General features: G+C 44.2%; 19 protein-coding genes. 12 read left to right on the forward strand and 7 right to left on the reverse strand.

Going from position 1 to position 25,685, the window contains the following annotated elements:
• Nucleotides 1-132: 132 nt before the first annotated feature.
• A complete protein-coding gene (locus EPX21_RS21845; protein ID WP_134091978.1) occupies nt 133-1,143 on the forward strand; it encodes a 3-oxoacyl-ACP synthase III family protein in 1,011 nt (336 codons plus the stop codon).
• Between the two features lie 186 nt (nt 1,144-1,329).
• Here EPX21_RS21845 and EPX21_RS21850 read toward each other — a convergent pair whose 3' ends face one another.
• Complete coding sequence (locus tag EPX21_RS21850; protein ID WP_134091980.1) at nt 1,330-2,232, reverse strand: CorA family divalent cation transporter; 903 nt, start codon at nt 2,230-2,232, stop codon at nt 1,330-1,332.
• A gap of 268 nt (nt 2,233-2,500) precedes the next feature.
• On the opposite strand from EPX21_RS21850, the gene EPX21_RS21855 reads away from it, so the two are divergent.
• From EPX21_RS21855 to EPX21_RS21870, 4 genes are read left to right on the forward strand one after another with little or no spacing between them, the layout of a single operon-like run.
• A complete protein-coding gene (locus tag EPX21_RS21855; protein WP_240768760.1) occupies nt 2,501-3,445 on the forward strand; it encodes a glycoside hydrolase family 43 protein in 945 nt (314 codons plus the stop codon).
• Between the two features lie 11 nt (nt 3,446-3,456).
• A complete protein-coding gene (rfbD, locus tag EPX21_RS21860) occupies nt 3,457-4,296 on the forward strand; it encodes a dTDP-4-dehydrorhamnose reductase (RefSeq protein WP_134091982.1) in 840 nt (279 codons plus the stop codon).
• A 42-nt stretch (nt 4,297-4,338) separates the two neighbouring features.
• Nucleotides 4,339-4,869: an NUDIX hydrolase gene (locus tag EPX21_RS21865; protein WP_134091984.1), complete on the forward strand. Its 531-nt coding sequence runs from the start codon at nt 4,339-4,341 to the stop codon at nt 4,867-4,869.
• 51 nt (nt 4,870-4,920) lie between these two features.
• Nucleotides 4,921-6,234, forward strand: coding sequence for a nicotinamide mononucleotide adenylyltransferase (locus EPX21_RS21870; protein WP_134091986.1), 1,314 nt, complete (start codon nt 4,921-4,923; stop codon nt 6,232-6,234).
• 56 nt (nt 6,235-6,290) lie between these two features.
• On the opposite strand, the gene gcvP is transcribed toward EPX21_RS21870, so the two are convergent.
• Complete coding sequence (gene gcvP, locus EPX21_RS21875) at nt 6,291-9,179, reverse strand: aminomethyl-transferring glycine dehydrogenase (RefSeq protein ID WP_134091988.1); 2,889 nt, start codon at nt 9,177-9,179, stop codon at nt 6,291-6,293.
• A 255-nt stretch (nt 9,180-9,434) separates the two neighbouring features.
• Here gcvP and EPX21_RS21880 point away from each other — a divergent pair, with 255 nt between their 5' ends.
• Nucleotides 9,435-9,614, forward strand: coding sequence for a hypothetical protein (locus tag EPX21_RS21880; protein WP_134091990.1), 180 nt, complete (start codon nt 9,435-9,437; stop codon nt 9,612-9,614).
• Between the two features lie 77 nt (nt 9,615-9,691).
• Here the strand turns inward: EPX21_RS21880 and EPX21_RS21885 are convergent, their stop codons facing one another.
• A complete protein-coding gene (locus EPX21_RS21885; protein ID WP_240768761.1) occupies nt 9,692-12,319 on the reverse strand; it encodes a carboxypeptidase regulatory-like domain-containing protein in 2,628 nt (875 codons plus the stop codon).
• Nucleotides 12,320-12,717: 398 nt separating this feature from the next.
• Here EPX21_RS21885 and EPX21_RS21890 point away from each other — a divergent pair, with 398 nt between their 5' ends.
• The gene (locus tag EPX21_RS21890) at nt 12,718-15,015 is read left to right on the forward strand and encodes an NADP-dependent malic enzyme (protein WP_134091994.1); all 2,298 of its coding nucleotides are present in this window, start codon (nt 12,718-12,720) and stop codon (nt 15,013-15,015) included.
• Nucleotides 15,016-15,110: 95 nt separating this feature from the next.
• Nucleotides 15,111-15,695, forward strand: coding sequence for a Holliday junction branch migration protein RuvA (gene ruvA / locus EPX21_RS21895; protein WP_134091996.1), 585 nt, complete (start codon nt 15,111-15,113; stop codon nt 15,693-15,695).
• A gap of 49 nt (nt 15,696-15,744) precedes the next feature.
• Here the strand turns inward: ruvA and EPX21_RS21900 are convergent, their stop codons facing one another.
• Together EPX21_RS21900 and EPX21_RS22835 are read right to left on the reverse strand one after the other, a co-directional pair.
• A complete protein-coding gene (locus EPX21_RS21900) occupies nt 15,745-17,940 on the reverse strand; it encodes a hypothetical protein (RefSeq protein WP_134091998.1) in 2,196 nt (731 codons plus the stop codon).
• 490 nt (nt 17,941-18,430) lie between these two features.
• Nucleotides 18,431-18,580 carry a hypothetical protein gene (locus EPX21_RS22835; protein WP_166670849.1) on the reverse strand — a complete coding sequence of 50 codons (150 nt, stop codon included), beginning with the start codon at nt 18,578-18,580 and terminating at the stop codon, nt 18,431-18,433.
• A gap of 156 nt (nt 18,581-18,736) precedes the next feature.
• Between EPX21_RS22835 and EPX21_RS21905 the strand changes: the two genes are divergently transcribed.
• Together EPX21_RS21905 and EPX21_RS21910 are read left to right on the forward strand one after the other, a co-directional pair.
• Nucleotides 18,737-20,311 carry a catalase gene (locus EPX21_RS21905; protein WP_370451047.1) on the forward strand — a complete coding sequence of 525 codons (1,575 nt, stop codon included), beginning with the start codon at nt 18,737-18,739 and terminating at the stop codon, nt 20,309-20,311.
• Between the two features lie 51 nt (nt 20,312-20,362).
• On the forward strand, nt 20,363-21,067 hold the full coding sequence (locus EPX21_RS21910; protein ID WP_134092047.1) for an SDR family oxidoreductase: 705 nt from the start codon (nt 20,363-20,365) through the stop codon (nt 21,065-21,067).
• Nucleotides 21,068-21,138: 71 nt separating this feature from the next.
• Here EPX21_RS21910 and EPX21_RS21915 read toward each other — a convergent pair whose 3' ends face one another.
• Both EPX21_RS21915 and EPX21_RS21920 read right to left on the reverse strand, forming a co-directional pair.
• Nucleotides 21,139-22,101 carry a YihY/virulence factor BrkB family protein gene (locus tag EPX21_RS21915; RefSeq protein ID WP_134092002.1) on the reverse strand — a complete coding sequence of 321 codons (963 nt, stop codon included), beginning with the start codon at nt 22,099-22,101 and terminating at the stop codon, nt 21,139-21,141.
• Nucleotides 22,102-22,191: 90 nt separating this feature from the next.
• Nucleotides 22,192-23,694, reverse strand: a complete 1,503-nt coding sequence (locus tag EPX21_RS21920; RefSeq protein ID WP_134092004.1) for an FAD-dependent oxidoreductase — start codon at nt 23,692-23,694, stop codon at nt 22,192-22,194.
• 266 nt (nt 23,695-23,960) lie between these two features.
• Here EPX21_RS21920 and EPX21_RS21925 point away from each other — a divergent pair, with 266 nt between their 5' ends.
• Both EPX21_RS21925 and EPX21_RS21930 read left to right on the forward strand, forming a co-directional pair.
• The gene (locus EPX21_RS21925) at nt 23,961-24,542 is read left to right on the forward strand and encodes a DUF4142 domain-containing protein (RefSeq protein WP_134092006.1); all 582 of its coding nucleotides are present in this window, start codon (nt 23,961-23,963) and stop codon (nt 24,540-24,542) included.
• 273 nt (nt 24,543-24,815) lie between these two features.
• The gene (locus EPX21_RS21930) at nt 24,816-25,664 is read left to right on the forward strand and encodes an STAS domain-containing protein (RefSeq protein WP_134092008.1); all 849 of its coding nucleotides are present in this window, start codon (nt 24,816-24,818) and stop codon (nt 25,662-25,664) included.
• Nucleotides 25,665-25,685 lie beyond the last annotated feature (21 nt).

The raw sequence follows: 25,685 nt of genomic DNA on the forward strand, positions 1-25,685 counted from the left end.
ATTCAGCGTTTGTTTGGAGGCCATTTTCGTAGGCCACACTTTTGTAATTTTCTTACGCAGATTAATGAAAAATATCCTGAAAAGGAGTAGGTTTGCACTCTTTATTGAAAAATTGTTAATATAAAACCTTTTATGGGTGCTAGAATACGGGCGATAGAATATTACTTTCCAGAAAAACGAATTACCAACCAAGACCTTAGCGAAGAGTTTCCGGATTATGATTTTTCTAAGTTTGAGTTCAAAATAGGAATAAGTAGCCGATATGTGGCTGATGCTGATGAAACAGCATTGGATTTGGCCGAAAAGGCTTGTTTAAAGCTTTTTCAGCGCGTTGACAAGACGGAAATAGATTATGTATTATACTGCACGCAAAGTCCGGAATATATTATGCCGTCTACTGCCTGTATTTTGCAAGACCGATTGGCTTTGAGTAAAACGGTAGGTGCTTTTGATTTTAATTTAGGCTGTTCGGGTTATACTTATGGCTTAAGTATGGCCAAAGCTTTTATCGAAAGCGGTCAAGCAAACCACGTCTTGCTGGTCACAACAGACACTTACTCTAAATATATCAATAAAAAGGATCGATCCAACCGAGCCATTTTTGGCGATGCCGCCAGTGCAACCGTCATTTCTTCGAGCACTGAAAACGGTATCCATAAATTCAAATTCGGAACCGATGGCAAAGGCTATAATAAGCTGATTATAAAAAACGGGGGCACCAGATTTTCGGTTGATAAAGATCCTGAGGAACGGCTTTATGGACGAGGCAACATTTATACCGAAAATGACCTCTATATGAACGGACCTGAAATATTTCGGTTTACCAGTACCGTGGTGCCGCCCTTTATTGAGGGGGTACTGGCTTTCAATGAGGTAAGTAAAGAAGAGGTAGGCCAGTTCATTTTTCATCAAGCGAACGCCCATATGCTGAAGGTAATGCGAGAGCGACTCCTATTGCCATCCTCTAAATTTTACATAGATTTAAGGGATGGGGGGAATACCGTATCTTCAACCATACCAATCGCATTAAAAAACTACTGTAACAAAGATCTAATTGAAGGGAAAACCTCGGTACTGGTTGCCGGCTTCGGCGTGGGGCTTTCATGGTCCGCCGGCTTAATTGAGGTCGACAAGAACGTGTAACTATAACGAGGTGCTTTGCAGCCAATTTGTATCTTATTAGACCGTCTGTGCTTGTTCGCAGTACCTCGCCGCTCTGTTAAAAATCCGCTTTAGTCAACTGCGACTTGCAGATGGATGCACTAAGGTTGAAGCAGCTGTCTACATCGGGAGTTTTTGCTACTTTTTGCGGAAAAAAGTAGATGATATCTACAACCAGCCCTTCTTCCTGAACCAGAAGTAGATGGCTAAAGTGATAATGGCCATTACCAGCATTATAATCGGATAGCCAAGATGCCAATCAAGTTCAGGCATATAATGAAAATTCATGCCGTATATACCCACGATGAACGTAAGCGGCATAAAGAATACCGAGAAGATGGTTAAAATCCGCATGATTTCATTCGTTCGGTGAGACGCAATGGAGAAGTAAGCCGATAAGAGTTGGGCGGTATTTTCTGAAAGATTGTCGTATACGTTCTGCATCCGGATGTATAGATCGCGTAAATCCCGGGTATAGCTGTTTCTTTGCTTTGGCGTGTCTATTTTATCAATGATTTCATAAGACAAGATCAACAAGCGTTTAATAACGTCCACCTTCCGTTTTACATAGTAAAGGCCTCTTAGAACGGGCGCCTTCCGTTGTTTTAAAAAGACGTTTTCCTCGAAATAATCCAGTGATTGCGCGAGGTGAACACTGGGCGCCTCGAAAGTGAGCAAAGCGGCTCGAACAATGCGGTTTAATATACAAGTGGTGTCTCGACAGCCACCGGCATCGATGGCTTTCATTTTAACTTCCCCAATAAGAGGCTGCACCGTTCTGTGAACAGTAATGAGATATTCAGGCGTATAAAAAACAGCAATTTTATTCGTTAATTCCTGTATCGTGTCGGCATCGCTCATTGGCTTTTGTGAATACACCCTTAAAATAATAAAGGTATAGTTGTCCACCGTTTCGTGTTTCGGTAAATGGTCTGGCTGCATACAGTCCTTAATGGATGTTTCATGCAGTGAGAATTTTTTACTTATATCTTCAATCTCATTAACGGAGGGATCTATCAAGTCAATCCAATCGAAACCGTGAGTTTCCTTCGAAGCGAATATCGTTTTCATATAGGCATCTAATTAGTGCTTTTTGTTTTTTAGCGAAGGCATCTAATAATAATCAAACGCAGGTTATAAATATAGGAAAATGATCGGAATCATAGGTGCCCGCCGAAGAACAGAAGTGATTGGTAAAAACCCAGTTCCGCAGGTCGACGATTAAACAGCAAGATCTTTGTGACCGGCAAAGACGAAATTGTGTTTCCTATAGCCATTTAATTTATTACTTTTAGGGTCGTTATTTTTATAAAGACGTTAAGAAATAATATTTACCGAAATGAATAGACTTTATAGCTATACGCTACCGCTGCTGTTGACTTGCTTTTTAAGCGCACCGATTGCCAAAGCGCAAACAAATCCCGTTTTTGAGGGATGGTATGCGGATCCGGAAGGAATACGGTATGGTAAGGAATATTGGATATTTCCGACATACTCCGCGCCTTATGAAGAGCAGGTATTCATGGACGCATTTTCATCCAAGGATTTGAAAACTTGGAAAAAGCACGAAAAAATAATTGATACTGCTGCTGTAAAATGGGCTAAGAAAGCGATGTGGGCACCTGCTGTACTCACAAAAGATAAAAAGTATTACCTGTTCTTTGGCGCAAATGATGTTCATGAAGGGGAGGTTGGCGGAATCGGTGTAGCGGTTGCCGACAAGCCGCAAGGCCCCTACCGCGATTTGCTAGGTAAACCGTTGATTAACGAAATTGTAAACGGTGCACAGCCCATTGACCAGTTTGTCTTTAAAGATGTCGACGGTTCATATTATATGTATTATGGCGGATGGGGACATTGCAATGTGGTGAAATTAAAGGACGACTTTTCGGGTATCGTGCCTTTTGAAGACGGCAGCACCTATAAAGAAGTGACGCCGGAGAACTATGTGGAAGGCCCTTTTATGTTCATAAGAAATGGGAAATATTATTTTATGTGGTCTGAAGGTGGGTGGACAGGCCCTGACTATAAAGTGGCTTATGCGATAGCTGATTCCCCCTTTGGGCCTTTCAAACGAATCGGTACTATTCTGCAACAGGATCCTGCCGTGGCTACAGGCGCCGGACATCACTCGGTTATCCAAGGTAAGGCCAACGACGAGTGGTATATCGTTTACCACCGGAGGCCACTCGGCGAAACGAGCGCACACCACCGCGTTACCTGCATTGATCGCATGTACTTTGACGAGAATGGACTGATAAAGCCCGTTGTAATGACCAAATAAACATAAGAAAAATGAGCAAGCTATTAGTATTGGGTGGATTTGGACAATTAGGACAGTGCTTACAAACGGTGTGTGAAGACGATACGATCTTTTTGTCATCAAAGGACGCCGACATCGGTAATGAATCACAGCTCGAACACCTGTTCCATCAACATCAACCAACGCATGTCATCAATTGTGCCGCCTATACCGCAGTGGATAAGGCAGAAGATGAAGTGGAGGCTGCAACCAAGATTAACGCAATAGCGCCGGGTAAATTAGCGGAGCTTTGTAAACGCTTTGACACGATTTTAATTCATATCTCTACCGACTTTGTGTTCGAAGGTTCACAAACGGGCTTGCTCACGGAGGAAGATGCGACGCGTCCCACAGGTGTATATGGCAGAACGAAATTAACGGGCGAACTGGCCATTCAGGCCGCTTGGGAAAAACATATCATCATCCGTACGAGCTGGCTATACTCGGAATATGCCAACAATTTTGCCAAGACGATGTTGCGACTGGCGAAAGACCGCGAGGAGCTTAAAGTTGTAGCAGATCAGGTGGGTACACCCACCTATGCGCTCGATTTGGCCAAGGCTTTATGTGAAATCATAAAGAAAGCGGAGGGTATGTATGGGGTATATCACTATAGTAATGAAGGGGTTGCTAGCTGGTATGACTTTGCGCATGCCATCTTCGAATTGAACCATGTCAATATCCGTTTATTACCGATTAAGACGTCGGAATTTCCAACCAAAGCGAAAAGACCCGCTTATTCCGTATTGGATAAATCGAAAATAAAAAAGCAATTCAACTTGAGCATACCCAACTGGCGGGATAGCTTGCGCGTCTGCCTGGAACGACTATAGACACACGATGTATAAACGCTTTCTTATCCGTACCTTTAGCATATGAAATGGAAAACTTTAACATCTGAATATTTAGTGAAAGCCCCATGGGCGGTTTTACGGAAAGATTCATGTGAAATGCCCAACGGGCATATCGTACCGGAATATTATGTGTTGGAATATCCCAATTGGGTCAATGTAGTCGCTTTTACGGAAGACAATAAAATTATTTTGGTAAGGCAATATCGGCATGGTGCGGGGAAGGAGTTTCTTGAAATTCCCGGAGGTGTCATTGACGATGGTGAAGATGCCTTAACCGCCGCTAAACGTGAAATGCTAGAAGAAACAGGTTACGCTTTTAAGACTATGGAAAAGGTGGTAGACCTATATCCCAATCCGGCCACCAGTACCAACATTACAACAACCTATATTGCTAAAGGAGGGGTTAAAGTAAAGGAACAGGCATTGGACGATCAGGAAGAAATCGAAGTATTGTTATATACGGTTGATGAGGTTAAAAAGCTGCTTAAAGAAAATAAAATTGGACAAGCACTCCATGCCGCAGCCCTGTTTTACGCGCTGTACGACTTGTAAGAATCTGTAATTTAACATGGACACTCCTAACTAATTCCCTACCTTTGCCCTATGGCAAGAGAGATATTGGAAAATAAGCGTAAAGCGTTAAAAATTAACTTAAGTGATCAAATTTATGGCACCTTTGCAGAAATAGGAGCCGGACAGGAAGTTGCAAGAAATTTTTTTACAGCAGGCGCCGCTTCGGGAACGATCGCCAAGACCATGAGTGCCTATGACATGGCTTTTAGCGACGCGATCTATGGAGCGGAAGAAAATGGCCGTTATGTAAGCCGCTCGCGCCTGGAAAAAATGTTGGACCATGAGTACCGGTTACTCACCGACAGGCTCACCGGCCCGAAGTATCAAAATAGAAAGTTTTTTGCTTTTGCGGATACCGTAACGACCTTGAATTTCAGTAAAACAAATGATCCGCATGGATGGATCGGTCTTCGCTTCCAATCCGAAGTAGGGGGCGAATCAAACGATATTATTTTCCACGTACGTCTGTTGGATAGCGACGCCTCATTACAGCAAAAAGTACTCGGTATATTAGGAGTAAACTTGGTGTTTGCTGCCTATTTTTACATCCATGACGCACAAACCATGATTGAAAGCTTGGTTGATAACCTTGCCGCGGGTTCTGTAGAAATCGATTTGGTGAAGGTGAACGGGCATGCTTTTAAACAGGTAAACGAACGACTGATTAATCTTTATCTGGTGGCTAAGGGCTTTTCGCGCGCGGCAATTTTCGATGAGAAAGGACATGCGCATCAGGCAAAAGACTTTCTCTATAAGAAGGACGTCATTATCTTGAGGACCAAATACAAGCAAAAGTCCAATCCGAATTTCGATTTGTTTAACTTGGCGGTCGATCAGTTTAAAAAGAACTTGGCAATCAAGGATAAAAATCTTTTGGTGATGATTGAGGTGTTGATGTCAAACGCGTTGGAGGATGACCACCCCGTGCTGAGCAACGAGGATTTAGCGTATTTTGCAAAAAGAGCGGAAGAGCTGTGCGCTACAGGCAACCATATCCTCGTGTCGAACTTTACGAGAAATCATAAACTGGCAGAATTCCTTGCTCAGTTTAAACCGAACAACGTAGGTATTTCTACCAATATCTCCAATCTTCGAAATATATTCAACTCAAAAAATTACGGCGAAAATTATGCAGATGAACTACTGGCCTATGTAAGTGGGATGTTTAGTAAAAATGTAAAATTGTATGTTTACCCTTATTTAGACAAGGCAAACAATGAAATTATTACCACTCAAAATATGCCGGTGTCTGCTGAAGCTAAACCGCTCTTCGATTTCCTAATTCAAAATCATTATATTATCGATATAGAAAACTACGACGAACGCTTTGTAAAGACTGTATAAAAAAGTTATGAGTTACCAGTTAAGAGCGGCACTCCCAACTGGTAACTCACGACTGACTAATAGCTCGCCGCAGCGTCTTCGTATTCACTTAACGGAGGGCAGGAGCATACGAGCGAACGATCCCCATAGGAGTCGTTTACTCTGCCAACGGCAGGCCAAAATTTATGTGTTGCAACGAAAGGAAGAGGGAATGCAGCCTCCTGGCGTGAATATGGCCTGTTCCATTCATCGGCGCTGACAACGGCCAAGGTATGCGGTGCCGATTTCAGTACATTTTCGCTTTTGTCTGCCTCGCCTGATTCAACGGCTGCTATTTCTTTTCTAATTGCCAACAGTGCATCACAAAAACGGTCTAATTCGGCTTTCGGTTCAGATTCTGTAGGTTCTACCATGAGTGTACCGGCTACCGGGAAAGAAACTGTTGGCGCATGGAACCCATAATCCATCAGGCGTTTCGCAATATCTCCCACTTCGATGCCCTGGTTTTTAAAACTACGGCAGTCGAGGATCATCTCATGCGCACATCTTCCATTAGCTCCGGCGTACAATACTTTATAGTCTTGTTCCAGCCTTGCTTTAATATAGTTTGCGTTCAGAATGGCAAACTTAGTAGCGTTTGTTAACCCGTCGGCACCCATCATGGCTATATAAGCATGGGAGATTAACAAAATAGAAGCAGAACCAAATGGAGCCGCTGCCACTGCCGAAATAGATTTGCTTTCACTGATATCAACCACTTCATGACCAGGTAAAAAAGGCACCAAATGCGCTGCCACACCAATAGGTCCCATACCGGGGCCGCCGCCGCCATGTGGAATACAGAATGTTTTATGAAGATTCAGGTGGCATACATCTGCACCGATGCTGGCTGGACTGGTTAATCCAACTTGGGCATTCATGTTCGCGCCATCCATATATACCTGTCCGCCGTTCGCATGAATGATTTCACAGATGTCGATAATTGATTCCTCAAACACTCCATGAGTAGATGGGTAGGTAACCATTAAACAGCTTAAATTGTCTTTATGCAACTCTGCCTTTGAGCGAAGGTCGGCTACATCTATGTTGCCCCGTTCGTCACAATTCACTACAACGATTTTCATACCGGCCATCGATGCAGAAGCGGGATTAGTTCCGTGTGCCGATGATGGAATGAGCACCACGTTCCGGTGGTGATCACCGCGGTCTTCATGATAAGCCCTGATCACCATTAGTCCGGCATATTCTCCTTGCGCTCCGGAATTTGGCTGAAAACTCATTTTAGCAAATCCAGTGATAGCAGACAGCCATTGATTTAACTCGTCGAGTATCTGCATATAGCCACCAACTTGATCAATTGGTGCAAAAGGGTGCAGTCGGCTAAAGGCTTCCCATGAAACCGGTATCATTTCGGTGGTCGCATTGAGCTTCATTGTACAGGAGCCCAGTGGGATCATCGAATGGCAAAGTGATAAATCTTTAGCTTCTAAGGATTTGATGTAACGCAACATTTCGTGTTCAGCATGATGCGAATTGAAGACTTCATGCGTTAAATAAGCCGACGTACGTTGTAAAGATTGCGGAATAACGGTCTCCAGCGTTGAGGCGAGGGCATTAAAATCAATCTCAGCCAAATTTTTTGCTTTCACCTTGGCGAATACACGAACAATTTCTTTAATATCGGCTAAGGTTGTTGTTTCGTCCAACGAAATCTGAACAGTTTCGCCGATATAGTTGAAATTTAACTCATGATTAAGCGCTTCTGCATGTAGTGGGTTGCACAGGTCGCCGAGAACGAAGCTCAGTGTGTCGAAATAAGCCTCATTTTTTTGTTGATAGCCGAGGGATGTCAGGGCCTTGGATAAGAGTACCGTTAAACCGTGAATTCGTTCTGCTATGGACCGCAGACCTTTTGGTCCGTGGTAAGTGGCATAAAAACCAGCCATGATTGCCAGCAGGGCCTGTGCGGTACAGATGTTGGACGACGCTTTGTCCCGGCGGATGTGCTGCTCTCTGGTTTGTAACGCCATGCGGAGTGCATAATTGCCCGAAGAATCAATTGTAACGCCAATAATTCGGCCGGGAATATTACGTTTATACGCGTCCTTAGTGGCGAAGAATGCAGCATGTGGTCCACCAAATCCCATAGGAACGCCAAAACGTTGGGACGACCCAATTACAATATCAGCTCCCCATTCGCCCGGAGGCGTAAGTAAGGCGAGGCTCATCAAGTCGGCAGCCACACTAAGGGTTGCGTTGTGGTGATGTACCTTCTCTGCAAAGCCACTGTAATCAAACACCTTTCCGTCGCTCGCAGGATATTGAACTAAAGCACCGAAAATGTGCTCATTGAATTCGACCGTATGGTGATCGCCCACTAAAAGTTTGATTCCGTAGGATACCGAACGGGTTTTTAACACGTCTAAGGTTTGAGGGAAAACGTTCTCAGATACAAAAAAGGTGTCTGCATCTTTGTTCTTACGAAGGCTGTATTGCATAAACATGGCTTCTGCCGCAGCGGTGGCTTCGTCCAGTAAAGAGGCATTCGCTATCTCCATGCCCGTGAGGTCGATAATAACGGTCTGGAAGTTTAATAAGGCCTGCAGCCTTCCCTGTGCAATTTCCGCTTGGTAAGGTGTATACTGGGTGTACCAGCCTGGATTTTCGAATACATTGCGTAAAATAACGCCGGGGGTAATAACATCGTAATAGCCTTGGCCGATATACGATTTGAAAACCTTGTTCTTAGATGCGGTTTGCTTTAATCGTTGTAAATAACCTGTTTCCGTTAAAGCTGCCGGTAGATTTAACGGCGCCTTTAAGCGGATTGCAGATGGAACGGTTTCATCAATCAATTGATCAATGCTGTCCACTTTGATGGCTTTAAGCATTTCCGGAACATCTTGCTCATTTGGTGCAATGTGGCGTTCCTCAAATTTTTCTTGAAAATTTATGTTTAAGTTCATTCATGTATGAATTAAAGACGCAGTTTAATTAAGGTAACAGAGCATAAAGCTGTTTGTGAGGTGTTTAGCTGATTGTTACCCGTATTAAGATCTCTTTTATTTAAGGGCACAAACTTAGTCAAATTGCCCTTCATTTGCAAGTTAATAACGGTGGCTTGTTGCTATGGACTGCTATGTTTAATAGTGTAATAAAAAAATTTGACCGCTAGCATACGAAAACATTTACCTAGTTTTGAATATTGAAGAAGTTATCGTATGAAAAAGGCTTTACCACTCATTGCAATGATTACCGGATTTGTATCTTTTATAGGGATTATTTATATGATGCTACATCCGGACTTACCTAATATCTTAGTGTTTTTGATTTACGGCTTGGCTACCTGTGCAGGTGTGTGCGGGTTATTATTGATTGGAAAGAAAGATGGGGGGCTATGACAAAACTTAATGTTTTTTACATCCCCCCATTCTAAGATGTTCAATACGCCTTGCTGCGTTTATGAACGAATAATTCGTTATTCTACTTTATAGCGATAAACTGCCCGGCCGATATTACCATTTTCGTCAATGCCTTCTACTACCGCTTTATAAGTACCTAAGCCGCTTGCATTATAGAACTGAAAACTTGCTTTTCCTTCACTGTCGGTAATTACGTCTGGATTCCAATAAACCGTGGTGCGCCAGTCGACGCCGGGAGCGCTTGTTGGCGTATACTTCGGTAAATAAAAATTACGTTCTGCTTGGTAGCCCAAGGGCGTAATGGTCACAATGTTTGATTTAGGCAAAAGGTTTTCGAGTTCAGTCTTGCTGATACGCGTACCTTCAGGCTTCTTTTTCGTGTTGATGACCAAGACGCCATTACTTTGATAGGTTCTATTTACGGTGCCCAAATCATCGCGTAAAAATATTTCCACCGATTCTACTTCCGCCGGACTGACTGTGTTTATGCCATTCACGTCAATAGCCATTCCATTAAGGAACACTTGTACCGGTGTACGGTTCCCTTGATTATAGTCGCGGGTGATAAAGAAATTATTGTCCATAAAAGTTAAGCCCATAGCAGCCGTTTGCAAACAATTGATCAATAAATTACAGCCTGAAAACCGTGCGCCGTCAATCAGGTGATCGGGGATGGGGCTTAAGCCGGATAAGGCCGGATACTGCGTGTGACGAGGCTTGGGAGCCACTCTTTCTGTAATGACAACCTCTTCCAAAAGCCGTTCCGTTCGATATTGTCTTTCGCTGTTTTTTAAATAAGGCGTTAACGTACTGTCTATATTGAGCACTTCATCCGGTGCTGTAAATCCTGGGGTAATCGCCGGGAAGGCATCTCCGTTGAGCGTAATTTTGAGGTTTTTATAGTTGTCGTTGTTGCGGGCGCTAATTGTAATTTGCGCCGAATCGGTGAACATCACGTTGCTGAATTTGAAATTCCCCTGGTCGTCCGAATAGGTTTCAACCGTCTTTTTATCATTGCCAATACTGAGTTCCAATTTGCCATTCGGTACGGCAATGCCATTTAATAAGCGAAGACTGCCGGTAATATCGATGCCTTGCTCGGGAAGGAAGGCGATAGGTGGAATCTTGTCGCTGATAATGTCCTTATAATCGAAGCGCCTGTACCCCTGTGTAAGCATCAGTATATCGAGATTGGCTCGGTTTTCAGGTGTTATTTCCCTGAAATAATAATTAGGTTGCTCTACATAACCTTTAATGTCAGAAGTAAGTAGCAAACTGCTTAAAATGGTTGTCTCCGCATTTTCGTTAAAGGGGACTTTCGACTCATCGATAACTGCAACCGAAAAAGTGCCGACGGACTGCGCGCTGTCTGTAGCGGCATTTAAATGAAGTTGTACGGCCTCTTTTGCTCGGTAGCTTTTTTTGTCAGAACGCAGCGTTAGGCGGAGCTCGTTGGGGCGTTGGACAAAGACGAGCCTTTCACTTAAAGGTATCCCGGCCGGAGAGAATAAGGTGAATTGAACAATTCCTGACGGAAATTTATCCTTGGGGACGGAAGCATTTATGCTATTACTGTTCAAAGCGGTTTGCGCGGCGTAGTAGATCACGCCATCGCTCTGCGCCACCAACGAAAAAACCTTGTTTTGATTTTGTTGTAGATAGAGCTCATTTGAGATGATCTTTACCGCAATACTCAAACTATCTGAAGGGTCGATCGCAAGACTCGTTCCAAATGGACGTACTTTGGGGAGCTGATAACTATAGGTCGCTCCGTTTGCGGTAGTGACTTTAGCGGTGTAAACGGCGTCTGCTTTTGGGGTCAGGCTGAATTTTCCCATCCCTAAATGCTGTGTTGTTATTGTGGCAACTTCCTGTCCCTGTTGGTCAACTACTTTTCCTTGTACCGCGACGCCTAAACCATCACCGCCTACCGCTTTGAAGGCAACTTCGCTGGGTAAGTCGGCAATTAAATATCCGCCTTCCGGAAAAAATTGTATATCGGGCGTTTGAAATGCTCCACGTAAGGTGTAGCTGGTGTTGACCGACCTATTGTTGTCTAAACTGATGGTCGTATTCAGAACGGCTTCCTTCAAAGCTTGTTGCTGCTCAGTCGTGAGATTCACACGGAGGTAGCCGCTTTTATCGGTACTGCCGCGGCCTTTAGCAAGGCTGGTGGTTCCGCGTCTGAGCTCCCAGGAAACACGCTTGTCTGCTAAGGGTTTCCCTTCTTCGTCTGTATAACGTATGCGTCCATCAACTACAGGGCTTTTATTGGACGATGTTGCCGTAAAGTTGGCATGCGACTTTACTCGCTTATTGAAGACATCGCCGATGGTGATGTTTTTATTGAAGAAATAGTCAGGGTCGAAATTCATCATGTATTTCGTGTAGGCTCGGATTCGGTAATTCCCCTGTTTATAAATAAGTGGATCTAAAACGAGACTGCCGCTTCCCGTACCTTCATGGCTTGGGATCATGGTGGTTTTCATGAGCGAGTCCTGACTGTTGAGCAGCTCTACATAAACCACTTTACTAAGCGCGGCTAGCTGGTGATGACTTGTTAAATAGGATTTGAACCATATCGTATCCCCCACGGCGTAATATGGTTTGTCGAGATGCAAGTAAATTTTCTCAACAGGTTGCTGTGTGGCTAAGGTGTTGGTCTTTTCAACAATAGTGTTCAAATTGATTCCCTTTTGTCGCGACTGACTCCAAGCATGTAGGGAATAAAGGAATAAAATAGATAACAGTAAATATCTGTTGAGGTGTCTCATAAGGTGATCGTCGAATATCTTAAAAATTGCTAATTTATTGATTTATTCATTTACTTCTGTTTTTTAACAGATTTTTAACAAAAATGAATGTGATTTCCGTTTTTGATCGCTTCATGCAGCAGCAGGCGCGTCATGCAGATATTCACGTTTCCTTCCAGGATCTTAACACTTGTTCAAATCAATCGGGAGAAATGCTAGGTAGTACTCCTAAAACTTCCTACCTTTGGTGCTTCATCAGCATTGCCCATAATTTATTGTTATAATTAGGCAATCCAGTAAAGAAGATTGAAAAAAAGAACGAATTAGAAATGAGCAAAGTAAATCGTAAGCAAGATGCGCTAGACTATCATGCTAACGGCCGTCCGGGTAAAATTGCCGTAGTACCTACTAAACCGACCAATTCGCAACGAGATTTATCATTAGCCTACTCCCCCGGGGTTGCTGAACCCTGTTTAGAAATTGCTGCCAATAAGGAAAACGCCTATAAATATACGGCTAAGGGAAACTTGGTGGCAGTTATCAGCAATGGTACAGCTGTTTTGGGCCTTGGTGATATTGGTCCGGAAGGCGGGAAGCCCGTTATGGAAGGAAAGGGGCTGCTGTTTAAAATATTTGCGGATATTGACGTGTTCGATTTAGAGCTCGATACAAAAAACGTGGACGATTTTGTCCGTACCGTAAAAATCTTGGAGCCCACTTTTGGCGGGATCAATTTAGAGGATATTAAGGCTCCGGAGTGTTTTGAAATTGAACGCCGTTTAAAGGAAGAAATGTCTATTCCGGTAATGCATGATGACCAGCATGGTACCGCAATTATTTCCGGAGCGGCTTTGATTAACGCTTGCGAGCTACAGAAAAAGAAATTGGATAAAGTCAAGATTGTAGTGAATGGCGCCGGCGCAGCGGCTATTTCGTGCTCACGGATTTACGTTTCATTGGGAGCTAAGCCCGAGAATATCGTGATGATCGATCGGGCCGGCGTGATTCGTAGAGACAGAGACAACCTTGACGCAATAAAAGGTGAATTCGCAACAGACCGTGATATTCGCACCTTGGAAGAAGCAATCAAAGATGCCGACGTATTTATCGGGCTCTCTGCAGCGGATGTGTTATCTGCTGATATGCTGAAAACCATGAGTAAAAACCCCATCGTTTTTGCTATGGCAAACCCCAATCCGGAAATTGCCTACGATTTAGCAGTAAGTACCAGAAAGGATGTGGTGATGGCTACAGGCCGTTCCGATTATCCTAATCAGGTGAACAACGTCTTGGGTTTTCCCTACATTTTCAGGGGCGCACTGGACGTTCGGGCTACAGGTATTAACGAAGAAATGAAGCTGGCAGCGGTATATGCAATTGCTAAGTTGGCCAAGGAGCCTGTTCCGGAGTCGGTAAACTTGGCTTATAATATCAATAACCTGAAATTTGGAAAAGATTATATCATCCCTAAACCAACGGATCCTCGACTGATTACCGAAGTTGCTCCAGCGGTAGCAAAGGCTGCGATGACATCGGGTGTTGCCAGGGCAGAAATAAAAGATTGGGAGTCCTATAAGGAGAGCCTTAGGAAGCGGTTGGGCTTAGACGACGTGCTGATGCGCGATTTAAGTGCTGCAGCGCGACAGAGCCCTAAGCGCGTTGTTTTTGCGGAAGCGGATAACTATAAAATCTTAAAAGCAGCTCAGATCATAAAAGATGAGGGTATAGCGCATCCTATCCTTTTAGGAAGGAAAGAAAAAATTAACCGCATTATAGCGGAGCACGCATTGGATTTACCGAATGTTACGATTATCGATCCATTAGAAGAAGCCGATACGCCTGAGTTCAAACAATATGTGGAGGCGCTCTATAAAAAAAGGCAGCGTCGTGGCGTTACCTTGTTAGAAGCGAACAAATTTATGTTGGATCGGAACTATTACGGAGCGAGTATGGTGGAATTCGGCGAAGCAGACTGTTTAATTTCCGGGCTAACGAAAAATTACGCCACCACCATCCGGCCAGCGCTTCATGTCATTGGCACCCGCCCCGGTAGCCGAGTTGCCGGAATGTACATGATGTTGACTAAAAAAGGTCCGGTATTCTTTGGTGATACCACCGTAAACAAAAATCCCACCGAAGAGGAGCTCGTGGATATTACGGTTTTGTTGCACGATGCGGTAAAGAAAATGAATATTGAACCGCGTATCGCTTTGTTGTCGTATTCGAACTTTGGCTCAAACGAGGGAGAGATTCCTTCGAAAATGCGTAATGTGGTAAAAGAACTTCACGAAAAGTTCCCGCATATTGTGGTCGACGGAGAAATGCAGGCCAATTTCGCGACCAACAGCCAGATGCTGGCGGAGAACTTTCCGTTTACCAATTTGAGTGGCGGTCCGGCAAATGTACTGGTTTTCCCAACGCTGGAATCGGGTAATATCGCTTATAAGTTATTGCAGGAGTTGGGCGAGGCGGAAGCCGTTGGGCCTATTCTACTGGGGCTTAATAAACCGGTACATGTATTGCAATTAGGCAGCTCTGTGCGGGAAATTGTAAATATGGTTACTATTGCGGTCGTCGATGTACAAGCGAAAGAGAAAGAGGCGACGGTGAAAGGCAAAAAAAAATAGATGATATTAATTAGCGGGTTGGCGGTTAGCCGGCCCGCTAATTTTAATTGGATATAAAATAGCGAAATTACAGCAGCGGATTCTTTGATAATAATATGTACGAATATTTAAGCGGAAAACTGGTATACAAATGTCCTACTTATGTGGTGTTGGATGTAAATGGCGTGGGTTACCATGTACATATTTCCTTGCATACTTTTGGACAGATCAAAGATCGGGAGCAATGCAAATTGTTTGTGAGTTTTCAGGTCAAAGAGGATGCACATACTTTATATGGATTTGCCGAAGAGGGTGAACGTCGATTGTTTCAGCATTTGTTATCTGTTTCAGGTATCGGCGCCAATACCGGGAGAATGATCTTGTCTTCCATTACGCCAACAGAGATCCAAGCAGCTATTGTGCAGGGAGACGTAAAACAGATACAGCGTATTAAGGGAATTGGCCCTAAGTCAGCACAGCGCCTCATCCTGGAATTGCAAGATAAATTAAAAAAAGAAGGCGCAGATGCGCTTATTATGGTTCCTCAGCATCAATCGACTCCTGAGGAAGCACTTACGGCACTTGTAATGCTGGGCTTTAATAAAGCGCAAGCGGAAAAAGTATTAGCGGAAATTATAAAGGCAAATGCCTCGCAGCTTACGGTCGAAGAATTAATTAAATTGGCTTTACGAAGATTGTAGAAACGATCGGCGTATCCGCACCTTTGCTTAACCTACGGTGGCCCAAACCTTAGGTGCTTTCCACGAGCTTAAGTGGAATGCAAGCTTTAAAATCCTTCGTTATTTTCCTTTTTAAATTTGGGCCATATTGATTGACAAGCTGCAGGTATTTCGACGTAATTGCGTCGTCAGATGGTTTGATTTTTAAAAGAATATATCCAAGCATATAGATAAGTTGCTTGTGGGCACGGTGCCTCTTCCTTTGTGGATAATCGCAGAACAAACGTATTTCTTCAATCGCTTCTTCTTTCAAAGCCTTATGCTGACAATAATGGTGCATGTTTTCGACTACTAGTAAAGGGTTCAGCGTAAAGTCAGCGAAATGCTCCTGCGGGATAGCAAGCAGGGCCTCCCTATGTTTCTGTATTTCCTCATCGCGTAAAGACAAAAACGCGAAAAACGCGAGAGACGTATGTAACAATATTTTTTGCTGGGGTGATACAGAGTAGCGAAGCAGCTTGTTTAGTGCCAACTCGTATTCGGCTTCCACCAATAGGTGATCGAGGGCAATATCAATCAGTGCTGATTTCGCCAAGGTTGGATTCAGCGTGCTGCTGATAGCCGCATTTGCACGGATTGGATAATCCAGGTTGCTGCATGTAAACAACACAAGTGAGGCGAGATGACGCTCGATGAAATCGATATTTTTGAAATGATTAAAGATAACGAGATCTCCAAACTCTAAAGCGTAAATTATGAGCCATTTAAGTAGCATAAGTTTGAGGCTTTTGCTATAAGGGCTCGTTTTCAACCAAGCGAGTAACCCCTTGTCGATTTGGCCGTTTCGTTTTTCAAGCGCATGCTGAGCAATAAAATAAGCAGCAATTAGGGGTGATCTAAACTTGATTTGGTAAACAGTACGGATCCCTTTTTTCTCCTGATATTCATAAAGAACACCTGCATGTAACAATTGGTTATAAATGCTGTTGTTTTCTTTGATAATGGCATAAGCTTCTTTTTTGTTCACAAAAGCATGCTCGTCAGAGAAGGTGGTGATTTCAATTAGCCGACTCAACATAAATTGTTTATCCGCTGCTAGGGCGCCCTTGAGAACTTTTTTATGTAGGTAAAGGGAGGCAATGGCAAACTCGTCTGCGGGATCCAATGTTTCCAATCCGCGGTCATTACTTTTTAGCTGATAGTAATATTGGAAATGTAGAGGCAAACTGACCACAGGGAAATATTTGTGTACATAATCCCTAACGGTGGAGGGAGAATTGCCTATTTTGCCAATTAACGCGTAAAGTTCCTCACTTGTAAAGGGGTGTAAATTAACGGCGTTCGTGCGTTTGCTGCAGGAGAAGTTGGTAAACCAAAGCCGGTTTATCGCTGTATGGTTCTCGATGAGGTGTCCGTGCTTTTGCCAAGTCGAAGGACGAAGCGTAATAATTATCTTCATCCATGGGTAGTTAGAAAGGTAGACAGTCATGTCAATTAGTTGCCTGAACACGATATCGAAGAGCCTGTCGTTAATAAGATTATCATTGAAATCATCGATTATAATATAAAAATTACCCGGTGCGCTTTTTTCATATTTTAAAATAAAATCCTCAAAATACCGCTGCTGCGGAAAATTGAGTAGGTGTGCAAGCCATTTATTGCTGTGGAAGCCAAATTCTGCTGCAAAGAAAAGCGAAGGGCTGTTTACGTGTAAAAAGATGTTATTGTTCTGCTCTATATGGTTAGCCAAAAGTTGCCTGTCGAGCCATTGCGTAATGCCGATAGTTTTGCCGGTGCCTGTGGGCGCACTGATGATGCAACCAGCGGCATTGCTATCCAGAAAGCGCTGGATATGTTGGGTTATCGATTGCCGTTCAATAGTGAGTGTGTAGGGAATGCCGCATTTGTGTTTATTGGTTTGCATGGTAAATTGGGTGATGTTGTGCGCGGCCTGTGAGATTTCATTCCAAGTAATAAGTTCGCCTGCCTCACCCGGTAATGCTTCCATTTGCTCAATAAAGTCTGTCCAGCCATCATAGCCACAATATTGAGATAAGGCATTTAACGTAAAGGTCGAGGGTGCATAAGGTGACTGGGCAAAGCCATAAATACGTTTAATCGTTGTTTGACTAATGGTCTTATGCGTTTTTGTTGAGATGTCCATCGCGAGTCTGTAGCAATCCGCTGGTATAATATTATTGATTTGTGCGATTTCTAATACTTTTTTCTTTAATTCTTGAATATGCGGTTGTAAAAATATCTTCATGCTTTCGATTTTGGTCGATAACTGTGTAATGCAAGGTGTGATAAATATAAGTGTTAATAATTTGGATCACAAAAACGGAAGGTTTAATGAAAATTAAATTTCATTTTGGAAAGTTTAATTATTTTGTTTGTGAGGATGAGTTGTAGACGGGCAAAAAAGCATGGAATTTCGCTTTTCCGTTGCTTCAATCTGCTCTTTTAAGGCTTTTTGGCGGCCTGACTGCTTGTTTTCGAAAGATCTGGTCGTGTCTTTGTCCCTTCGGCATCATGCAAGCTTTATAAATAAATGTTGAGGAAATTCTAATGTCCGTTTAAAAAACTGAACAAACTGAACAACGAAGGTGCGTCCCCGAATGGTATTGGTGCAGTCATTTGGGGGCTTACGGTATCGTGTTTTGCATGATTACCTGTGCCCCCAAATGCCGCATGTTTGGAAAGGAATCCAACTAAGTAAAATAACGAATAATAGGGGAGTTTATTGTGCCTGTTCTTTAGATTCGAAAGTTCAATCGCTTCACCTGTTCGCCAATCTGGAATCTTTGAAGCAAATTCTGTACACCATCAAAATCTTGCCACTTTTCTGCTTTCGCTAAATGGTGTTTTTCGTGGACCTGTAAAGGCGAAAGAAAATATTTTTTCATCGCGACAGATAATGCTGCCGAATACGGTTTATATATTGCAACACTAGCGTGAGATGGGTTGACACCTTGGATAAGTATCTACTAACTAAACAATACGCTATGGAACAGCAACATAAAAATTCCGTTTCCGAGAACGAAACTGCAGAACAAAAACAGATGGCCATTAAAAGCACAGGACAAGAAGAATCGAACATTTTAACCACACGGCAAGGGCATCCGGTTTATGATAACCAGAATTTGAGGACCGTGGGCAATCGCGGGCCAGCAACCTTGGAGAATTATCCTTTCCTGGAAAAGATGTCTCATTTTGATAGAGAACGGGTTCCAGAGCGGGTTGTACACGCACGTGGTGCAGGAGCACATGGCTATTTCGAAGCTTATGGGATGGTAGGTGACGAGCCGATTGCTAAGTATACGAGAGCCAAGCTATTTCAGGAAAAAGGAAAAAAAACGCCTTTGTTTGTTCGGTTTTCAACCGTCATTCACAGAGGGCATTCTCCTGAAACCTTACGAGATCCGAGAGGTTTTGCTGTAAAAATGTATACGGAAGATGGCAATTGGGATCTGGTTGGCAACAACCTTAAAATCTTTTTTATCCGCGATGCGCTGAAGTTTCCTGATTTTATCCATTCTTTTAAGCCCGATCCGGTGACCAACAGGCAGGATCCGGAGCGGCAGTTTGACTTTATCAGCAACACCCCAGAGGCCATGCACATGATTACCTTCCTGTTTTCCCCTTGGGGTATACCGGCTAACTACCGTCAGATGCAAGGTTCGGGCGTCAATACCTACAAATGGGTGAATAAAGAGGGCGAAGCGGTATTGGTGAAATACCACTGGGAGCCCTTGCAGGGTATACGAAATCTGACAACAAAGGAGGCGCAGGAAATTCAGGGGAAAAACTTTAATCACGCCACCCAAGATTTATACGAAGCAATTGAACAGGGTAATTATCCCGAATGGGAGTTGTGCGTGCAGATTATGAGCGATGATGAACACCCTGAATTGGATTTTGACCCATTGGATGATACCAAAATCTGGCCTAAAGATCAGTTCCCTTGGCTGCCCGTTGGCAAAATGACGCTGAACAGAAACCCAATCAATTATTTCGCCGAGGTGGAGCAAGCGGCCTTCGGTACGGGCGTGCTGGTGGACGGACTCGATTTTTCGGACGATAAGATGCTTCAAGGGCGTACATTTTCGTATTCTGATACCCAGCGTTATCGCGTCGGGACGAATTATTTGCAACTGCCCATTAACGCGCCGCGTAAACATGTTGCCACGAACCAGCGCGATGGTCAAATGGCCTACCATCAGGATATTGTAGAAGGGATGAACCCGCATATAAATTATGAACCTTCTTCGCTGGGCGGTCTAAAGGAAGCTCCTATGGCAGGCAAAGACCATATGCCGCACTACAATGCATCGTTGGTACGTGCCAAGATAGACCGGCAGAATAACTTTAAACAAGCGGGCGAAACATACCGAAACTTTGAAGATTGGGAAAGGGATGAACTGATCTTCAATCTAGTGGATGCCTTGTCGCACTGCCGGCAATCTATACAAGATAAGATGATTGAAATGTTTAACGCTTGCGACGGAGATTATGGTAGGCGCGTTTCGGAAGGCCTACAGGCGAATAAGATGATGATGGAGAAGGGTGCGAAGAGCGATTCGGACGAAGCCGTGAAACAAGCAGAACAAGTCTCGAAAGAAGCGAAACCTTATTAACGGGCGAGAAGCCTGAACGAACAAAGGTATTGTGTTAACCAAAGTGTTATGATGAACGAAAAAGATCGAATGAATCGCCGGCGGGTGGTTAATGCTATTGGCGCGGGCTTAGCCGCAGCGGCAGTGGGACCAGCTTTCGGCTCCCCCGATAACCCAACGCGCGCATTTACATTTACCAAAGGACTGGAAGATCCCAAAACGAAATATCCACAACCTCCCTTCAAAGGCCAAAAACAACCGTGGCCGGGCTTGGCCAGTCAGATGGATCCTGTTCCTGACCACGGCGAAAAAACCTATAAGGGGTCCGGGCGTTTGAACGGACGGAAAGCACTGATTACAGGAGGCGATTCGGGTATGGGGCGCGCAGCGGCTATTGCCTATGCTCTGGAAGGAGCAGACGTGGCTATCAATTATTTGCCGGAAGAGGAGGCGGATGCGCAAGATCCATCTGCCGATTTATATGATTATGCACAAACAAAGGCGGCTACAACGAATTTCGTCCGCTCTTTAGCAAAACAACTCGGACCTAAAGGAATCCGGGTAAACGGAGTGGCTCCCGGCCCCATCTGGACGCCCTTACAAGTTAGCGGTGGTGCGACGCAAGAAAAACTTATCAGTTTCGGAGGGGATACACCGCTCGGTAGACCTGGGCAACCGGCAGAGCTTGCCTCGATCTATGTGCAGCTGGCTGCCGACGACGCTAGCTATGCAACGGGTCAAATCTATGGAGCAGCAGGTGGTGGCGGACAGCCTTAGTATGCGCAAAGAAGTACGGAGAACCGTAGGACCCCAATTCCTGTCAGGTTCTCCTCGGTTCAGGGAGAAGATTATTTTACAACTTTTTTTACTTTTTCGTGGTTTTCCTGCACCGAGGCCTGCCCCGTTTCTACCTCAATTTCTTTCGTTGTAACTGCATAAGCAGTGGGCTTGATTTCCGAACCGTACTCCATGACATACGCTTTGGTAAATTCCGCACCGAAATATAAAATCATGGCAGAATAATAGGTCCATAAGAGCAGTATAACCAGCGAGCTGGCAGCGCCGAAGGTCTCACCCGCGCCGCTCTGACCAATGTAGAAAGAGATACCAAACTTTCCTAGAATAAATAGGAGGGCGGTTACGAAAGCGCCTGTTAGCACATCCTTCCATCGGATATGGGCGTCGGGCAATACTTTAAAAATCACTGCGAAAATAAAAGATACAACCGCCAAGGTTACTATTTGGTTTAGTATGTAAAAAACAACGATCGAAATGTTCTCATATCGCGCGCTGAGCCGATCTGCAAAGCCGTCCAAGAAGGTGGTGACCATCAAGGATACCAGTAAAACAAAGGCCAGACTGACAATTACCGAGAAGGATAGAAATCGATTTTGTAGCATCTTAAGCCATCCTTTTTTGGGCTTTGGTTTGATGCCCCAGATATGATTGATGGAGTCTTGGATGTCAGCAAAGACCGTGGTAGCACCAATGAGTAAAGTGACGGCCCCAATCACAATAGCCGACGTACTGCTGTCGCTTACCGAGGCCTTTTTGATCACTTCCTGTATCTGGAGCGCTGTATTCTTATCCAGAAAGGAGCTTAATTGTTCGTAGATCTGATTTTCGGCGGTTTCTTGACCTAAAAAAATTCCACACAGCGCGATGACCAGTACCAGTAGCGGCGCCATGGAAAAAACAGTATAATAGGCTAAAGAGCCACTCATTTTCGTAACATTGTGATCCGAAAAACCACTTACAGCGGCTTTTAAAATGCTGACGACCCTTGGAAACAACTTCTTTTTCTCTGCCATATTAAATTATTCATTGGTAAACCATCTTCTTAACAACTGTAAGAACAATAAGTTTATGTAAAACGGTTGTTCATTTTTGCCTGAATATCTTTACAAGACATACAGTGGATTTAAGGCGTGTATGGCAGGGCCTTCAATTACTTCGCCTTGCGTCGTAAAGCGACTGCCGTGGCATGGGCAGTCCCATGATTGCTCGCTGCTATTCCAGTGGACAATACACCCCATGTGAGGGCAAACTGCCGATACAATAGATAGATTACCCGAATGATCCCGGTGTACGGCACATTTCTCTCCTTTGATTTCGATGATCTTTCCCTCATTGGCTGCTACTTCCGAAAAGGTCTTGGCCCCATCCTTAAACAGATAATCCTTTACTAACTCGTAAGCAACGGAGGCATTCGCTTTAATATAATTGGTGGCCGAAGCTATTGGTGTTATCCGGGATGCGCTATAGGTTTTGTGCCAAGGGCCGGGTTTTCCCATTATTTCATCACCAATGATCATAGCTGCCAAAGTGCCGTAAACCAATCCGTCGGCGGAAAATCCGGTAGCGATATAGGTCTTCGTACTGCCGGAACTTTTGCCAATAAAGGGAAGACCATCTGCGGGTTGGTACTGCTGGGCTGCCCACCTGTATACAACAGATTCAACTTCAAAACGCTCGCGGGCAAAGCTTTCGAGCTTTTCAAAACAAGATTCATTGTGTACCAGCGTGCCGACTTTGTGCTTCTCTCCAAGCACTAGCAAGACTTTTCCACGCGGCGTATCGTAGGTTCTCATGGAATAATGCTGCTTCGATTTCATATCCCAATAGGTGCCGTTTGGAGGATAAGCTCCCGTTAAAGTGACGGCAATGGCATATTCCCTATAGGGCTCCATAGACGAGTGAACAAAATACAGACCTTTTGGACTGTGCGTTGCCATGACCACCGCTGATGCTGTTACTTTGCCTCGGTCGGTTGTGATTAGGCAGGGCTCGCCTTCTTTGTATTCCAACATCTTGGTGTGTTCAAAAATAAGGCAGGAATCCGACTTAATGCGTTGTGCCAGCTCAGTTGTGTACTGTAGTGGATTGAACTGCGCTTGGTTGGCGATACTGAAACCTGTGTTTACTTTCAGGTCTAGCGGGATGAAGTCGGAAGTAGCGAGGCCTGCTCGTTCCGCAGCTTCTCTTTCTTTTTTGATATAGGAAGCGCTTTCCGCATGCGCTGAAAAAAGGCACCATGGAACATGCAAGAAGCCGCAGTTGATGTTCAGCTCGCTTATACGCGCTTCGATGAAATCAATAGCGGCGGCTCTGGACTGGACGACTTGCTTGGCGTGTGCGCTGCCCCATTTTTGTTCAATAGTGTGCAGCCCTTCGCTTCCCGGAACAGCATATAGGTTTCCCGTTGAAAATCCCGTAGAGCCTTCCCCAATCGTGCGAGCCTCCAGTACCGCTACTTTCATCCCAGCCTTTGCTAACTGATAGGCCGTTGTTATACCGGTAATGCCTCCGCCGATAATGGCAACGTCGACGCTGATATCTTGGTTGAGAATAGGAAAGGACATCTGCTGTGTACCCTCTTTCCATACAGGAGCTATAGGTATCATATAATCTAATTAGTGTCTAAACGGAACAGCGAGCTTCGTTTATTTGTTTCAAAAGAAATAAAATGGTGCTAGCAAATAGATTGATTCCCTTTTTGAAAACATTTTTTATGACCTACTGTTAATGCCTTTAATAAAAAAGCTATCTTATGAACCGTCCATGTTTAAAATTTCACTTTCATCACATAGGGAAGTGTAAGGTCGAACATGGTCAGCTCCCCGTCTACCGACAGGCAGGCATCTAACCGATGGATAAAAACTATTTAGAGATGAAGAATATTCTTATTGTATGGATCGCTAGCCTGTGGCTAGCAGTTAGTGGTTGCGGCAACGCTTCGAACAAGGACGCCAAAGAGGCGGCAGACAGTATCAATCAAGCATTGGCAGATTCGTCAGCTTCGATGCCTGATACGTCACAAGTGTCTACGGATGAGGCGGCCTTCGCTACTGAGGCGGCAAGCGGCGGCCTTGCTGAGGTAGCGCTCGGCGAGTTAGCTGCACAGAAGGCCACGGATGCAAAAGTCAAAGCCTTCGGCACAATGATGGTAAAGGACCATTCAAAAGCGAATGAAGAATTAAAGGCCCTTGCAGCAAAGAAAAATATAGCCCTTCCCTCGGCGCCAGCGGTAGAAAAGCAGAAGAAATTAGAGGAAATCGGGGCGAAGGCTGGTAAAGATTTTGATAAGGCCTACGTAGAAGAAATGGTGGAAGACCATAAAAAGGATGTCGCCTTGTTCGAAGAAGCACTGGAGAAATCCAAGGACCCCGAGATGAAACAATTTATTGAAAGCACCCTGCCCGTATTGCGAAAACATTTGGAACACATTCAAACGATTGACGGGGAAAAATAATTGCAGGACATTCCTTCTTAGTCAGGCTTGGCTGCGCAGCAATGGTTAGCCAAGCCTCTCCTCTTACAGCGCCCTCTAAAGCCTAAATCGGCAAAAATAGGACGAAGAAAGGGCCTAAAAAACCTCTTAAGAACATGCTTTATAATAAACGTTGCCACAGAAAAATGGAAGCAAAAGGGGCCATAACGCTGTGCATTTCCTTTCCAATTTGAGTTAGGTAATTTTTTTTTTGTGAAAAATACTGTAACATTACAAAATAATTTAACTAATAGGATGGCAACGGAAATCACGAAAATTTTAAAGAAAAGGAAATCGGTTATTTTAGAACGCTGGATGAAGAATCAGCTGACCGATGAAACATTGCGGGAGGATCTCATAAGTAACGAAGAGCTGCGGGCCGAGTCGGAGGAGCTCATCGATATACTGACAAAAAGCCTAAATGAGACCAATCTCACCGATCCAGATTCTTCGGATTTCGACCATGTTATTGAAATACTTGGCGGTATATCCTTGTCGAGGGCAAAACAAGGCTTTAGCCCCAGAGAAACAGGGCTCTATGTGATGAGCTTAAAAGAAACCTTATTGCAGATTCTTCAGGAGGAAGTCAAAGACCCGGCTGATCTAATTGCAGCAACGCTTAACTTAAGCCGGTTGATCGATAATTTCTCTATCATAACGTTCGAAACCTTTATTAAAGGGCGGGAAGAAGTGATCTTGCGGCAAACGGATGAAATTACGGAGATATCCACACCGGTTATACGCGTTTGGGATGGCATATTGGCCTTGCCTATTATTGGTACACTCGACAGTGCACGGACGCAAGTGGTGATGGAAAGTTTATTGACGGAGATTGTTGAGTCTGGCAGCAGTGTAGCTATTTTAGATATATCCGGCGTACCGACCGTTGACTCATTGGTGGCTCAGCATTTACTGAAAACCGTAAGCGCTACCCGGTTAATGGGTGCAGAATGTGTCATTAGCGGTATCCGGCCCGAAATCGCCCAAACGATTGTCCATTTGGGAATAGATCTATCGGACATCGTTACCAAGGCCTCTCTGGCCAGTGCCCTGTCATTCGCATTTGCAACCCTAAAAGTAGAAGTAAAGAAAGTGGCTAGATAAGCCTTTTCGTTTAAATTTCGC

This window comes from Olivibacter sp. XZL3, assembly GCF_004368405.1.
Lineage (GTDB): Bacteria > Bacteroidota > Bacteroidia > Sphingobacteriales > Sphingobacteriaceae > Olivibacter.

What these genes read in the sequence shown, in the direction of transcription:
- EPX21_RS21920 (WP_134092004.1), bottom strand. Translation starts at nt 23,694, where the DNA reads ATGATACCTATAGCTCCTGTATGGAAAGAGGGTACACAGCAGATGTCC.
- EPX21_RS21865 (WP_134091984.1), top strand. Translation starts at nt 4,339, where the DNA reads ATGAAATGGAAAACTTTAACATCTGAATATTTAGTGAAAGCCCCATGG.
- ruvA (WP_134091996.1), top strand. Translation starts at nt 15,111, where the DNA reads ATGTACGAATATTTAAGCGGAAAACTGGTATACAAATGTCCTACTTAT.
- EPX21_RS21925 (WP_134092006.1), top strand. Translation starts at nt 23,961, where the DNA reads ATGAAGAATATTCTTATTGTATGGATCGCTAGCCTGTGGCTAGCAGTT.
- EPX21_RS21890 (WP_134091994.1), top strand. Translation starts at nt 12,718, where the DNA reads ATGAGCAAAGTAAATCGTAAGCAAGATGCGCTAGACTATCATGCTAAC.
- EPX21_RS21900 (WP_134091998.1), bottom strand. Translation starts at nt 17,940, where the DNA reads ATGAAGATATTTTTACAACCGCATATTCAAGAATTAAAGAAAAAAGTA.
- EPX21_RS21850 (WP_134091980.1), bottom strand. Translation starts at nt 2,232, where the DNA reads ATGAAAACGATATTCGCTTCGAAGGAAACTCACGGTTTCGATTGGATT.
- EPX21_RS21855 (WP_240768760.1), top strand. Translation starts at nt 2,501, where the DNA reads ATGAATAGACTTTATAGCTATACGCTACCGCTGCTGTTGACTTGCTTT.
- EPX21_RS22835 (WP_166670849.1), bottom strand. Translation starts at nt 18,580, where the DNA reads ATGAAAAAATATTTTCTTTCGCCTTTACAGGTCCACGAAAAACACCAT.
- EPX21_RS21845 (WP_134091978.1), top strand. Translation starts at nt 133, where the DNA reads ATGGGTGCTAGAATACGGGCGATAGAATATTACTTTCCAGAAAAACGA.
- EPX21_RS21870 (WP_134091986.1), top strand. Translation starts at nt 4,921, where the DNA reads ATGGCAAGAGAGATATTGGAAAATAAGCGTAAAGCGTTAAAAATTAAC.
- EPX21_RS21930 (WP_134092008.1), top strand. Translation starts at nt 24,816, where the DNA reads ATGGCAACGGAAATCACGAAAATTTTAAAGAAAAGGAAATCGGTTATT.
- gcvP (WP_134091988.1), bottom strand. Translation starts at nt 9,179, where the DNA reads ATGAACTTAAACATAAATTTTCAAGAAAAATTTGAGGAACGCCACATT.
- EPX21_RS21915 (WP_134092002.1), bottom strand. Translation starts at nt 22,101, where the DNA reads ATGGCAGAGAAAAAGAAGTTGTTTCCAAGGGTCGTCAGCATTTTAAAA.
- EPX21_RS21880 (WP_134091990.1), top strand. Translation starts at nt 9,435, where the DNA reads ATGAAAAAGGCTTTACCACTCATTGCAATGATTACCGGATTTGTATCT.
- EPX21_RS21910 (WP_134092047.1), top strand. Translation starts at nt 20,363, where the DNA reads ATGAACGAAAAAGATCGAATGAATCGCCGGCGGGTGGTTAATGCTATT.
- EPX21_RS21905 (WP_370451047.1), top strand. Translation starts at nt 18,737, where the DNA reads ATGGCCATTAAAAGCACAGGACAAGAAGAATCGAACATTTTAACCACA.
- rfbD (WP_134091982.1), top strand. Translation starts at nt 3,457, where the DNA reads ATGAGCAAGCTATTAGTATTGGGTGGATTTGGACAATTAGGACAGTGC.